Origin of the sequence: Pseudomonas sp. WS 5410, assembly GCF_012985645.1 — a bacterium.
Taxonomy (GTDB): domain Bacteria; phylum Pseudomonadota; class Gammaproteobacteria; order Pseudomonadales; family Pseudomonadaceae; genus Aquipseudomonas; species Aquipseudomonas shahriarae.
The window spans coordinates 1-12,743 of sequence record NZ_JAAQWS010000035.1 but is presented as its reverse complement, the minus strand read 5'-3'; the positions used below and the strand labels follow the sequence as shown (position 1 = coordinate 12,743).

The following is a 12,743-nucleotide window of genomic DNA, read 5'->3' as shown; positions in this document are numbered from 1 at the left end:
GGGAGTTTTATTAGAGGCCGCGCACTTTGCAGCAGCCGGCGCGCCATGTCAAAGAACGACGTCGCGAATAGATTCAATTGAACGTATGAATAAAGAAAAACAACCCGCGGCCGATAGAGTGGATTATCTCTGTCGCAACGAAAGGTTAAGGATCTCCATGTCGCTCAGGCAGCTGTCCATTCAATGGAAAATCACCCTCCTCGCCGGCCTTTGTCTGTTGGGCATCGTGACCCTGCTGGTGGGTCTTTCGCTGTATCGGATGGACCAGAGTTCACAACGGGTCCAGACCTCCAGCACACAGATGCTTAATGTTGCAGCCCAATCGCGCATCGAAGCCCAGGGTGAAGTGCAGGCGCTGGGCATCCGCCAGCAATTTATGGACGCCTACCAATATGGCCATGGCTTTTCGCGCCAGGTGCTGTTTTTGCGCGAACAGGCCGAAAAACGCTTCCTCGATGCCTTCGACCTGCGTGAAGACCTGACCCGCCAGGTCAAGGCCGCCCTGCAAGCCAACCCGGACCTGCTGGGCCTGTCCCTGGTCTTTGAAGCCAATGCCCTGGATGGCAAGGATGAGCTGTTCGCCGGCCAAGCGGAGCTGGGCAGCAATGAAAAGGGACGCTTTGCCCTGTACTGGTCGCAGCCGACACCCGGCACCCTGACCTCGATGGCGCTGCCGGAAAGCGATATGTCCGACACCAGCGTCGGCCCCAGCGGCGAGAAGGCCAACACCTGGTTCACCTGCCCACGCTCGACCCTCAAGCCGTGTGTGATCGAGCCGTACTTCTATGTGATCGACGGGCACAACGTCTTGCTGACCAGCATCGTGTTCCCGCTCATGGCCAATGGCAAAGTCATCGCCTCGCTGTCGGTGGACATCAACCTCAACAGCCTGCAGGCAGTCAGCCAGAATGCCAGCCGCGAGCTGTATGACGGCCAGACCAACGTCAGTATCATCAGCCCGGTGGGTTTGCTGGCCGGCTACAGCCCGGATGCGAGCAAGCTCAGCCAGCGCCTGGACAGTGTGGATACCGCCAGCGGCGCACAACTGATCAGCGCCATGGCCAGCAGCACCCAGACCTACAGCCTGCGTACCGACCATCAACTCAAGGTGCTGGCACCCTTCCAGCCCATTCCCAATGGCAAGTCCTGGGGCGTGTTGCTGGATGTGCCGGAAAAAGTCCTGATCGGCCCCGCCGAAACCCTCAAGGCCGAGCTGGATGCCGACAACACCAAAGGCACCCTGCTGGAACTGGGCCTGGGCCTGCTCGCCGCCATCGTCGGTTTGCTGCTGGTGTGGCTGATGGCCCGCAGTGTCACCCGGCCGATCCTCGGCGTGGCCCATATGCTGGAAGATATCGCCAGCGGCGAAGGCGACCTGACCCGGCGCCTGGCCTACGACAAGCGCGACGAGCTGGGCGAACTGGCCAGTTGGTTCAACCGCTTCCTCGACAAACTGCAACCGATCATTGCCGAGGTCAAACGCTCGGTGCAGGACGCGCGCAGCACCGCCGACCAATCAGCGGCAATCGCCAGCCAGACCAGTGCCGGCATGGAGCAGCAGTACCGCCAGGTGGATCAGGTGGCCACCGCCTCCCACGAAATGAGCGCCACCGCCCAGGATGTCGCCCGCAGCGCCGCCCAGGCGGCACACGCTGCACGGGATGCCGACCAGGCCACCCGCGAAGGCCTGACGGTGATCGACCGCACCACCACCAGCATCGGCCACCTGGCTGCCGACATGAGCACGGCGATGGCCCAGGTCGAAGGCCTGGCAGCCAATAGCGAGCAGATCGGTTCAGTGCTGGAAGTGATCCGCGCGATTGCCGAACAAACCAACCTGCTGGCCCTCAACGCCGCCATCGAAGCCGCCCGTGCCGGTGAAGCCGGGCGTGGTTTTGCGGTGGTGGCGGACGAGGTGCGCAATCTCGCACGGCGCACTCAGGAGTCGGTGGAAGAAACCCGCCAGGTGATCGAACAGTTGCAAAACGGCACCCAGGAAGTGGTGAGCTCCATGAGCAACAGCCATCGCCAGGCCCAAGGCAGTGTCGAACAGGTCGGCCAGGCCGTCACGGCATTGCGCCAGATCGGCGATGCGGTGACGGTGATCAGCGACATGAACCTGCAGATCGCCAGCGCCGCCGAGCAGCAAAGCGCGGTGGCCGAGGAGATCAACAGCAACGTGGCGACGATTCGTGATGTGACCGAGTCGCTGTCGGAACAAGCCAATGAATCGGCGCGGGTCAGCCAGACGCTCAATAGCCTGGCCAATCAGCAACAGGGGTTGATGGACCAGTTCCGGGTCTGATCGCGGTTAAAAGGTGCGGGGCCGGGGGCTGGACGCAACCTCCAGCTCACACCCCCACAGCTCTACCGCCGGCTGGCTCGCCTGGGGCGGGCCGAGCCAGGCACTCAGCCACTGGCACTGCTGGTTGAAACACAGTTGATAATCCCCGGCCTCGGGGGTGCGGCCCAGGCGCAGGGGCTGCAAGGGTGGCAACTGACGCTGGTAATGCCAACTGCCATCACGCAGTTCGGCGCCGTGCGGGATCTCCATACCGGCCCCGGAACCCTTGACCCGCGCCTCGCCCAACACCAGGCCCTCAGGCGTTACACGGTAATCCTCTTCCCAGCGCACTTTCTCAATCGTATGCGTCCAGGCCAGGGTGAACACAGGCGTAGGCACTTGTGCCCATACCGCGCCCGCCAAGCCCAGACACAGACCGATCACGCAGTGGCCGCCTGGGCACGATGGGCCCGCCAGCAGTGCTGTGCGATCAACAGCCCCACCATGACGAAGCCGATTTCATCGCTTAACGGCGTCGCCAGAATCAGGCTACCACCGGCGAAGAAGCCCAGCAGGCGCTCCCACCAACTCAGCCTGGCTTGCAAGTAGCCGGTAAATACCGCACCCCAGATACCAATGGCCAGCAACGCTTTGGCCACCACATACAGTGTGGCCAACAGGCTATCGCCCTGCAGCATCAGCGCCGGCTCGTACACCGCCATAAACGGCACAACGAACCCCGCCACCGCGATGCGTACCGCCCAAAAGCTGATCTTCAGGCCGCTCTCCCTGGCAATCGGTGCCGCCGCGAAACAGGCCAATGCCACCGGCGGTGTGAGGTCGGCCATGATGCCGAAATAGAACACGAACATATGCGAGACAATCAGCGGTACGCCGAGGTCCAGCAGTGCCGGTGCAGCGATCGAACTGGTGATGATGTAGTTGGGAATGGTCGGGATCCCCATGCCCAGCACCAGGCAAGTGAGCATGGTGAGCACCAGCGACAGGAACAGGTTGTCCTGGCCAATGGCAAGGATGTAGCCGGCAAAGGTGGAAGCCACCCCGGTCAGCGACACGACACCGATAATCACCCCCACCAGGGCGCAGGCAATCCCCACCGGCACCGCGTGCCGTGCGCCCTCTACCAGTGCATGCAGGCAGATGGTCAGGGTGTCGCGGCCGCCTTTGATAAACCAGCACACCGCCACCAGCAGCGCCACCACCCCGAACACCATGCCGATACCGAGCCGGAAGAAGCCCGCGCAAAGCAGACCCAGGACGATCCAGAAGACAAAACGCATCACCTTGGACGAGACCCGCAGGATGATCGCCGAGCCGAGAATCACAATGGACGTCAGGGCCAGGCCGACCATGCCGGAGAACAGCGGCGTGCGCCCGGAGAACAGCAGGTAGATCAGCACAAAGAGCGGAATCAACAGGTACCAGCGCTGCTTCACCGCGGCCCAGGGGTTCGGGCATTCGTCCTTGGGCAGGCCACGCAGGTTGGAGCGCTTGGCTTCCAGGTGAACCATCCAGAATACCGAGCCGAAGTACAGCATGGCCGGAATCAGCGCGGCCTTGGCCACCTCGAAGAACGGCACGTTGATCGTCTCGGCCATGATAAAGGCCACTGCGCCCATGATCGGCGGCATGATCTGGCTGCCCATCGACGAGGTCGCTTCCACGCCACCGGCAAACGCCGACTTGTAGCCGAAGCGCTTCATCAACGGGATCGTGAATTGGCCGGTGGTGACCACGTTGGCCACCCCCGAACCGGTGATGGTGCCCATCAGCGCCGACGACACCACGGAAACCTTGGCCGGGCCACCGACTTTGTGGCCGAACAGGCCCATGGCGAAATCGGTGAACAGCTTGATCATCCCGGCCTGTTCAAGGAACGCACCGAACAGGATAAACAGGAAGATGTACGTGGCCGATACATAGGTCGGCGTGCCATACAGCCCCTCGGTGCCAAAGGCCAGTTGGTTGACGATCTGGTCGATGGCATAGCCGCGGTGCATCAGATCGCCCGGCAGGTACTGGCCGAACAGGCCGTAGGCCAGGAACAGCGCACAGATCAACGGCAGGGCAATCCCCATCACCCGCCGCGCCGCTTCAAACACCAGCACAATCAGCAACAGGCCGATGACCAAATCGCTGTCGGTCAGGTCGCCGGAGCGTTGAATCAAGTCGGCTTCGAAACACCACTGGTAGAACGCCGTGGCCATTCCGGCCAGCCCCAGCAGCCAGGCCATCGGCTGCCAGGGCTGAGCATTGCCACGCGCCGGAAAACACAGAAACACCACCAGCAACAGAAAGCCCACATGCACCGCCCGCAGAATCTGGCTGGAGACCGGATGAAAGGCCGCGGTGATGATTTGGAAGACGGAAAACAACAGCGCGACGTAGAACAGCGCTCGCGGCCAATCCCTGGGACTGGCGGCAAGGCCTTGGTCTTGCTCACTCATGCAGGTCACTCCCACGTTACAACATCGACATGCCAACAAGCCTGGCGCGTTGTGCGCGCCGGGCTATTCACCGCTCTGGCACAGCGCGCAGCGCTTGGCACCGCGCACCGCACCCACCTGGGCCTTACAGTGCGCCCGCTTCCTTGTAGAAACGCTCGGCGCCCGGATGCAGTGGGATAGGCAGGCCCTTGGCCGCGCCTTGCAACTTGATATCTTTGGCCGCCGAGTGGGCGTTACCCAGACGATCGAGGTTGTCGAACATGAGCTTGGTCATCTGGTAGGCCACCTCATCGGTCACGCCGTCATGGCTGACTAGGATGTTGGTGATGGCCACGGTCGCTACATCGCTGTCCTGACCGTCATAAGTGCCCGCCGGGATCACCGCGCCCTGGTAGGCAGCGTTATCGATCTTCGCCGTGATATCCGCCGGAATGGCAACAAAGGTTATTGGCAGGGTCGCGGCCAGGTCGCGGATCGCCGCCATGCCCAGGCCCGAGGACTGCAGGGTGGCATCCAACTGGCGGTTCTTGATTAACTCGACCGACTCGGCGTACGGCAGAAACTCGACCTTGCCCATGTCTTCGTAGCTCAGGCCAGCAGCCTTGAAGATGGCGCGGGCGTTCAGCTCGGTGCCGGATTTCGGCGCGCCGACGGAGATACGCTTGTTTTTCAGATCCTCCAGGGTGGTGATGCCAGATTCCTTGCTGGCGACGATCTGGATGTAGTTGGGGTAGGTGCCGGCAATCGCCCGCAGTTTTTTCAGGGGCGCCTTGAAGCCGGCGTCTTGCACGCCATTCCAGGCATCGGCGACCGAGTCACCGAGGGCAAAGGCCAGCTCGCCGCGACCGGCTTGCAGCAGGTTGAGGTTTTCCACCGAAGCCTTGGTGGCCTGCACCGAGGTCTTCGATCCGTCTATACCGTTGCTGTACAGCTGTGACAATGCCACCCCAATCGGGTAATACACGCCGCTGGTGCCACCGGTCAGCACATTGATAAAGGTTGGGGCGGCGAGTGCCGAGGAACTGGCGACAAGGGCTGCGGCAGCAGCAAACAGGCTCAAGCGTTTGGTCATTTGCATGGGTTCACCTTTTATCTTTCTTGTTAGGTGCCGAGCAGCCGCGTGACCGGCTGGCGAGGGCTATAGCAACTGCCGTGGCCGAAACAGAGAAAAAACCAGGGTGCCTTTCACCTGTTCCACACGGCCTGCGTGGTGGCTGTTATAAGCGAAATTGCGCGAGCCAGGTTCTGTAAGAAAAGTCTTGTTGCAAATCGGCGCGCGTATCCGCCAGTCAGGTTTGGCGCCGGGGCAGTTCGATCAACACTTTGAGCCCGCCCAGTGGGCTCTCTTGCAACTGCAATGTACCGCCCCATACATCGACAATATCGCGCACGATGCCCAGCCCAAGGCCATGGCCAGCGGTCTGTTCATCCAGGCGGGTGCCACGACTGAAAACCTGGTCACGCTGGGGCTCGGGAATACCCGGGCCGTCATCTTCGACGATCAGTTGAAAACACTCCGGGGTCTGCTCAATGCTCAAACGCACCTCGGCATCCGCCCATTTGCAGGCGTTGTCCAGCAAGTTGCCCAAGAGCTCCAGCAAGTCTTCGCGGTCCCAGGGCAGTTGCAGGCCGGGGCGAACCTGGTAGCTCAACTCCAGGTGCTCACCGTGGATCATGTTCAGGGTCGCCAGCAGGCCCGGCAGTTCGCTGTCGCAGTCGAACAGCGCGCCGGGCAGGGTTTCACCGGCCAGGCGCGCGCGGTTGAGTTCGCGGTTGAGCCGTTGCTGCACCTGCTGCAACTGCTCGCGCAACAACTTGGCCAATTGCGGCTGGTCCTTGAGCTGCTCGCTGGAAGCCACGCTCAGCAATACCGCCAGCGGGGTCTTCAAGGCATGGCCGAGGTTACCCAGGGCGTTGCGCGAGCGTTTGAGGCTGTCTTCGGTATGGGCCAACAGGTGGTTGATCTGCGCCACCAGCGGCTCCAGCTCCACCGGCACCTGGGTATCCAGTTGCGAGCGCTGGCCTTGTTGCAGCTGTGCAATCTGCTCGCGCGCAGTTTCCAGCGGGCGCAGGGCCCGGCGTACGGTGACCCGTTGCAGGATCAGGATCAGCAGCAACGCCGCCAGCCCGAGGACCAGGCCGACCTGGCGCATCAGGCGAAAACTTTCCCGCACGGGCGTGTAGTCCTGGGCCACGCTGATGGAAATCGACTGGCCAAAACGCTTGTAGTCCGATCGCAGGACCAGCAGTTGCTGGCCTTCCGGGCCCAATTGCAGGTTGCCCTTCAGACCGGCCTGGGGCAGTTGCGGCAGTTCCTGGTCCCACAATGAACGGGAGCGCCAGTGGTTGTCGCCGAAGTCGATACGGAAATAGTGCCCGGAAAACGGCCGTTGATAGGCCGGTGACAAGCGCTGTTCATCCAGTTGCACGCCGCCGGGCCCACGCACCAGGGCCACCAGCAGGTTTTCGCTGTCGTTGCGCAGACCCGCTTCCAGGTAGCGTTGCAGACCCACTTCGAACAGCCACAGGCTGGTCTGCGCCAGCACCAGGCCGACGATCACCATCACGCTGATCAGCCCCAGGCTCAGCCGCCGCTGGATCGACCTCACGCGGGGCTGGCGCCAAAGCGATAACCCTGGCCACGCCGGGTTTCAATCACGCTGCGCCCGAGCTTGCGCCGCAGATGGTTGACGTGGACCTCAAGGACATTGGAGTCGCGCTCGGTCTCGCCGTCATACAGGTGCTCGGCCAGATGGCTTTTGGAAAGGATTTGTTCGGGATGCAGCATGAAGTAGCGCAGCAGGCGAAACTCGGCAGCGGTCAGTTGCACCTCGGCACCGTCGCGCATCACGCACTGACGGCCTTCATCCAGGTGCAAGCCCGCCGCCTGCAAGGTCGGCTGGTTGGCCTGGCCATGGGAACGGCGCAGCAAGGCCTGGATGCGCAGGTACAACTCCTCGGGGTGGAACGGCTTGCTCAGGTAATCGTCGGCCCCGGCCTTGAGCCCTGCGATGCGCTCGGCCCAGGAATCGCGGGCGGTGAGGATCAACACCGGGGTCGCCAGCGCGGCGGCGCGCCACTGGCTCAGCACCTCAAGCCCCGGCAAGCCAGGCAGGCCCAGATCGAGGATGATCAGGTCATACGGCTCGCTGCGCCCCTGATACACCGCATCGCGACCGTCCGCCAGCCAATCCACGGCATAGCCCTGGGCTTTCAGCCCGGCCATCAGTTCATCAGCCAACGGTACGTGGTCTTCCACCAGAAGCAGGCGCATCAGTCATCTTCCTCGTCTTTAAGCAGCGCGCCGGTGGTCGCGTCCAGTTTGATTTCCCGGACCACGCCATCGGTGGTCACCAGCTCCACCTCATAGACGTAACTGCCGTGTTTGCTCTCAAGCTCAGCCTCCAGCAACCTGGCACCGGGATGCCGCGCCATGGCCTGCTGCAGCAGTTGCTCCAGGGACAGGATCACCCCTTGCTGACGCAATTCCAGGGCTTCATCCTGGTTGAGGTCCCGGGCAGCCACCACCGAGCAAAAGGCCAGGAGCACCAGCGCCAGTCGACTGCCGGTGCGTAGATTTACCTTCATTACGTATCCTGATGATCCTTGAGGACTTGCCCGGTGACAGCGTCCAATTCCACATCCCACTCGACGCCCTGGGCATCGCGCAGGTCAACCTGGTAAATATACTTGCCGTATTCCTGCTCCAGCTCGGTTTCATGCACCGTGCCACCTGGGTGCTTGGCCAGGGCGGCGGCATTAAGCTTCTCGAAAGACTGGATGGTACCAGCGTCACGCAATTTCAGCGCTTCATCCGGCCCCAGGTCCCGCGCCTGGGCCAGGCCGCTGGTGAGGGCGATGATACTGGCGGTGATAATTGTGAGGGTTTTCATGATCGTTCTCCATTTCAGGATGTTTTGCCTACGGCCCCCACAGTACGGGTCGCAACTTAACTGAAACTGAATTGCCACCATGGCAATTGTCCCACAACACCTTGCCAGGCTCCGGGGAATATTTCCTATACTGCCCGGCTCGCCTGCACAGAGATCGGTATGACGGCCATTCACATCAAGTTCCCAGCCCTGACGCTCAAGGCTGGCCAACGCGCTTTTGCACGCATTCGCGAACAAGGCCTCCAGCCTGCCGATGTGGGGATTCTGCCCGGCGCGGCCGGTGGTCCCAAGGCCCTGGGCATTCAGGGTCTGGACCTGGCGCTGTTTGGTGACTGGCTGGCGCGTGCCCCCCGCGAGCGTGCGCTGATCGGCGCGTCGATCGGTTCCTGGCGCTTTGCCAGCGCTTGCCTGCCGGATCCGGTACAGGGCCTGCTCGACCTCGGGCGCCTGTACAACGAGCAACGCTTTGCCAAGGGTGTGACCATGGCCGAGGTCAGCCAGAGCTGCCAGCGCATGCTCGACGACCTGCTGGCCGGGCGCGATGCGTCGCTATTGGATAACCCGCACTATCGCCTGAATATAGTCGTGGTCAAAAGCCATGGCCTGTTGGCCGACGATCACCGTGGGCGCCTGGGCCTGGGCCTGTCCTCGGTGATCGCCGATAACCTGCGCGGCCGTGCACGGCTGTCCCGGCATTTTGAACGGCTGATCATCCACGACCCGCGCCAGGCGCCGCCACTGCACCCGCTCACGGATTTCCCTTCGCGCTTTCTCGCCCTGGAACCGGGCAACCTGCGCCAGGCCCTGCTGGCGTCCGGCTCGATCCCTATGGTGATGCAAGGCGTACGCGACTTGCCGGGCGCCGGTGCCGGCACCTATCGCGATGGTGGCCTGCTGGACTACCACCTCGACCTGCCCTACCACGGCGATGACGTTGTGCTGTATCCGCACTTCACCGATCGAGTCATCCCCGGCTGGTTCGACAAGAGTCTGCCGTGGCGGCGCAGTAGCCCACAGGGTCTGCAGAATGTGTTGCTGGTGGCCCCCTCACGGGACTACCTGGCCCGCCTGCCCCACGGCAAATTGCCGGATCGCAGCGACTTCAAACGCTTTATGGGGGATGACGCGCGACGCAATCAGTACTGGCAAACCGCGATGAGTGAAAGCCAGCGGCTGGGCGATGAGTTCCTTGAACTGGCCGATAGTGGCCAGCTGGGTGAGCGCTTGATTGCGCTCTGAGCCACCAGGCCTTATTTTTCCGCAAATTGGCGTAGCGCCCGGCGAGCGTACGTTCACCCTTACCTTGGGTGTATCATCCGGCGCTATGTATGCGATCATACAAGGCATCTTTCTGTGTGCATTCTCATTAACAGTGGCCGAATCAAAAGTTATCGACGATGAAAACAAAAGCATCATCTAACCCATGACAATCATCATTCGATTGGACGTCATGATGGCGAAGAAGAAGATTCGCTCCAACCAACTGGCAGATGCCATTGGGATTACCGAAGCCAATCTATCGCTATTGAAAAACGGAAAGATCAAAGGCGTTAAACTCGAAACCCTGAACAAGCTGTGTATCGCCCTGGATTGCCAGCCAGGCGACTTGCTGGAGTTCGAGAGCGAAGAAGCCTAGCCCTGGAATGAGCTGCCTGGCTTGCGGGCAACCCTGTAAAACACTGATAAATTCAACGCGGACCTCCCCCTTATGAAACCCATAAAGTTCCTGGGCCTCGTCACTACCGCCCTGATTACTGGTTGCAGTAACACCAGTTTCAGCCCTTCCTCGTTCAAGGTTTATGAACCAGGTACGCAGTTCGGCAACCGCCACGGCTCTTCTTTCTGGCTGGATACACCCTGCCCTAAACGTGGTTGCGATAATAATAAGTTGTTCTTCAATCCAGCCCACCAGGAAACAACTTTGGAAAGATACAACCATGCATTCTAATCGCAAAAAAATGTACAGCCTTGGCATGTTCCTGCTTCTGGCAGCAGCCCAGGCAAGCGCGCAGGACTTGCCCAACCTTTCGCTTCTCACGCGCTATGGCGTCACCGAAGATCAGTTGCCGGCAGCCCCCACCGACCTGGCACTGAGCACCGAACCGACGAAAAGTCGCTTTGAAGTGCAGCCCGAACGGCCACTGATCCGGTTGGAGAAAAACGGCAACCTGGTGTCTGAAACCACCGGCAATATCAGCATTGATAACGCCGCCGCCCAAAGCCAGGTGCAGTGTGCCCGTGCGTATGCCGAACTGGAGCGCCGAGGGTCGCAGCGCTCATTGCCTTGTGGGGATGGGGTCAAGGTCAGTACAACGTTATGGTCCCAGGAGTAACAGCGCTTTACGCACTCCGCCTGGTTGCCCGATAAAACAGGTTAGAATGCGCGCCAAGTCGGTCACCTGGGCCCATAAAGCGCTCACCCCACACTGACAATCGCACACAGCCCTAGAAACTCCTGCCTTACAGGTCATACCGTGGAAATTTTCAAAGATTCCACGGTAGACTCCCGCCTAAAACCCCTCAGTATCACTAACACCCTCCATCCCCCAGAAGCATGAAACATGCGTGTACCACTCCGTACCGCGCAATACCTTCCCATTGGCATTTTCTTAGTACATCATCCAGTACATCGGGAATATTTTTCAGAGGATGTACTAGTGGCTCTCACGGATACCGCAGCCAGGCAGGCAAAGCCAAAGGACAAGGCGTACACCCTCCCCGACACACTTGGGCTATCCCTATACGTAGCCGCCAGCGGAATAAAGAGCTGGCACTTTCGGTTCACATGGCTTGGCAAACAGGCGAGGATTTCTTTTGGGACATACCCGGACACGGGCCTGAAGGAAGCGCGCTCACGAAGAGATGAGGCGCGGGAAGATATTGCACGCGGAATTGATCCGCGTGAATCGAGGAAGGAAAAGAAGGCGGGATTGATTGAGGCAGGAAGTCGAACGTTCCGCAGGATCTACGACGAATGGCTGGCCTTCAGAAGGGGAAGTATCTCCCCAGGCACCTATCGAATTATCAGAAACCTGATGGAATTGGATGTGCTGCCGGTCTTCGGTAGCCAGCAGATCGACTCTATCAAGCGATCAGATGTGATCAGCCTGATCCGAAAGATTGAAAAGCGCGGCTCAGTCGTTACCGCGGTGAAGGCCCGGCAGCGCATGGGCCAGGTTTTCAGCTACGCCATTGCAACGGGGATCATAGAGTCGAACCCAACCGCTGAAATGCATGCGGTAACCGAAAAGGGTGCGCAGAGCAGCCACCACCCATTCCTGCCGATGAGCGAGCTACCCAAGACCATTGCGGCCATTAATCAGAACATTGCGAGCTATCAGCTCCGAGCTGCGGTAATGCTCATGATCTACACCGCTTCTCGCCCGGGCGAGGTCAGGCAGATTGAGTGGTCTGAAATCGACCTTGATGCTGCGACATGGATAACCCCTGCTCAAAAGATGAAGGCGCGCCGTGAACATGCGGTTCCGTTATCAACCCAGGCCGTGGAACTCCTGAGGGGCATGCTTCCAATATCTGGCAATCTTCGATACGTCTTCACCAATCGAAGCGACTCTACAGCACCGATCGGCATCAACTACGCCAGTAACGTCATGGGGACGTGTGGGCTTACGGGGAAGCAGTCCCCACACGGCTTCCGCCACCTATTCTCCACCGAGATGAACGGGCGCGGATACAACAGGGACTGGATTGAACGGCAGCTCGCTCACGCTGACAGCAGTTTCATACGGGACGTATACAACCATGCGGCCTATATTGAGCAGCGCCGGGAAATGATGCAGGAGTGGGCCGATCTTGTAGCGCCCACACCCTAGCACCCCATGCACGCAGTACACACGTAAGACCTTGTGAAATGGCCGTTTTTACTGGCGCTCGCTGCAATCGAACGCCCACAGTGCCCACAGTGCTTACAAGTGCGTGAGAGAGTCACGCAAAAGTCACGCACCCATTCCCCGGCGTCCTGCCGACCGAACACCAAACCAAAATCCCCTACAGCTCGTCGCCTCACATCGCACAACCTGCAAACCTCGATTACTGTATGCACATACAGCATTCGGATTGACCCACCATGAACATCGA

At 60.5% G+C, this 12,743-nt stretch carries 12 protein-coding genes; 5 read left to right on the top strand and 7 right to left on the bottom strand.

Annotation, left to right across the window (positions count from 1 at the left end; translation table 11 throughout):
• The first annotated feature begins 157 nt into the window (after positions 1–157).
• Positions 158–2,305 (top strand): methyl-accepting chemotaxis protein, encoded by a 2,148-nt coding sequence (locus HBO24_RS28735; protein ID WP_170060805.1) that lies wholly within the window; start codon positions 158–160, stop codon positions 2,303–2,305.
• Positions 2,306–2,311: 6 nt separating this feature from the next.
• Here HBO24_RS28735 and HBO24_RS28730 read toward each other — a convergent pair whose 3' ends face one another.
• The 7 genes from HBO24_RS28730 to HBO24_RS28700 form a co-directional block, all read right to left on the bottom strand.
• Positions 2,312–2,728, bottom strand: coding sequence for a DUF1850 domain-containing protein (locus HBO24_RS28730; protein ID WP_169961218.1), 417 nt, complete (start codon positions 2,726–2,728; stop codon positions 2,312–2,314).
• On the bottom strand, positions 2,725–4,752 hold the full coding sequence (locus tag HBO24_RS28725) for a TRAP transporter permease (RefSeq protein ID WP_170060804.1): 2,028 nt from the start codon (positions 4,750–4,752) through the stop codon (positions 2,725–2,727). The genes HBO24_RS28730 and HBO24_RS28725 overlap by 4 nt, the downstream gene beginning before the upstream one ends.
• A 124-nt stretch (positions 4,753–4,876) precedes the next feature.
• Positions 4,877–5,830, bottom strand: coding sequence for a TAXI family TRAP transporter solute-binding subunit (locus tag HBO24_RS28720; protein WP_057439471.1), 954 nt, complete (start codon positions 5,828–5,830; stop codon positions 4,877–4,879).
• Positions 5,831–6,041: 211 nt separating this feature from the next.
• Positions 6,042–7,361 carry a sensor histidine kinase gene (locus tag HBO24_RS28715; protein WP_170060803.1) on the bottom strand — a complete coding sequence of 440 codons (1,320 nt, stop codon included), beginning with the start codon at positions 7,359–7,361 and terminating at the stop codon, positions 6,042–6,044.
• Complete coding sequence (locus HBO24_RS28710) at positions 7,358–8,026, bottom strand: response regulator transcription factor (RefSeq protein ID WP_057959091.1); 669 nt, start codon at positions 8,024–8,026, stop codon at positions 7,358–7,360. The genes HBO24_RS28715 and HBO24_RS28710 overlap by 4 nt, the downstream gene beginning before the upstream one ends.
• A complete protein-coding gene (locus HBO24_RS28705; protein WP_057439472.1) occupies positions 8,026–8,340 on the bottom strand; it encodes a PepSY domain-containing protein in 315 nt (104 codons plus the stop codon). Before HBO24_RS28705 ends, HBO24_RS28710 begins: the two co-directional genes overlap by 1 nt.
• Complete coding sequence (locus HBO24_RS28700) at positions 8,340–8,645, bottom strand: PepSY domain-containing protein (protein WP_057439473.1); 306 nt, start codon at positions 8,643–8,645, stop codon at positions 8,340–8,342. The genes HBO24_RS28705 and HBO24_RS28700 overlap by 1 nt, the downstream gene beginning before the upstream one ends.
• 159 nt (positions 8,646–8,804) lie before the next feature.
• On the opposite strand from HBO24_RS28700, the gene HBO24_RS28695 reads away from it, so the two are divergent.
• From HBO24_RS28695 to HBO24_RS28680, 4 genes are all read left to right on the top strand, one after another.
• A complete protein-coding gene (locus tag HBO24_RS28695) occupies positions 8,805–9,884 on the top strand; it encodes a hypothetical protein (protein WP_057439474.1) in 1,080 nt (359 codons plus the stop codon).
• Between the two features lie 184 nt (positions 9,885–10,068).
• Entirely contained in the window at positions 10,069–10,281 is a 213-nt protein-coding gene (locus HBO24_RS28690; protein ID WP_057439475.1) for a helix-turn-helix transcriptional regulator, read from the top strand.
• 301 nt (positions 10,282–10,582) lie between these two features.
• Positions 10,583–10,978, top strand: coding sequence for a hypothetical protein (locus HBO24_RS28685; protein ID WP_057438507.1), 396 nt, complete (start codon positions 10,583–10,585; stop codon positions 10,976–10,978).
• Between the two features lie 324 nt (positions 10,979–11,302).
• On the top strand, positions 11,303–12,478 hold the full coding sequence (locus HBO24_RS28680) for a tyrosine-type recombinase/integrase (RefSeq protein WP_170060802.1): 1,176 nt from the start codon (positions 11,303–11,305) through the stop codon (positions 12,476–12,478).
• The last annotated feature ends 265 nt before the right edge of the window (positions 12,479–12,743 follow it).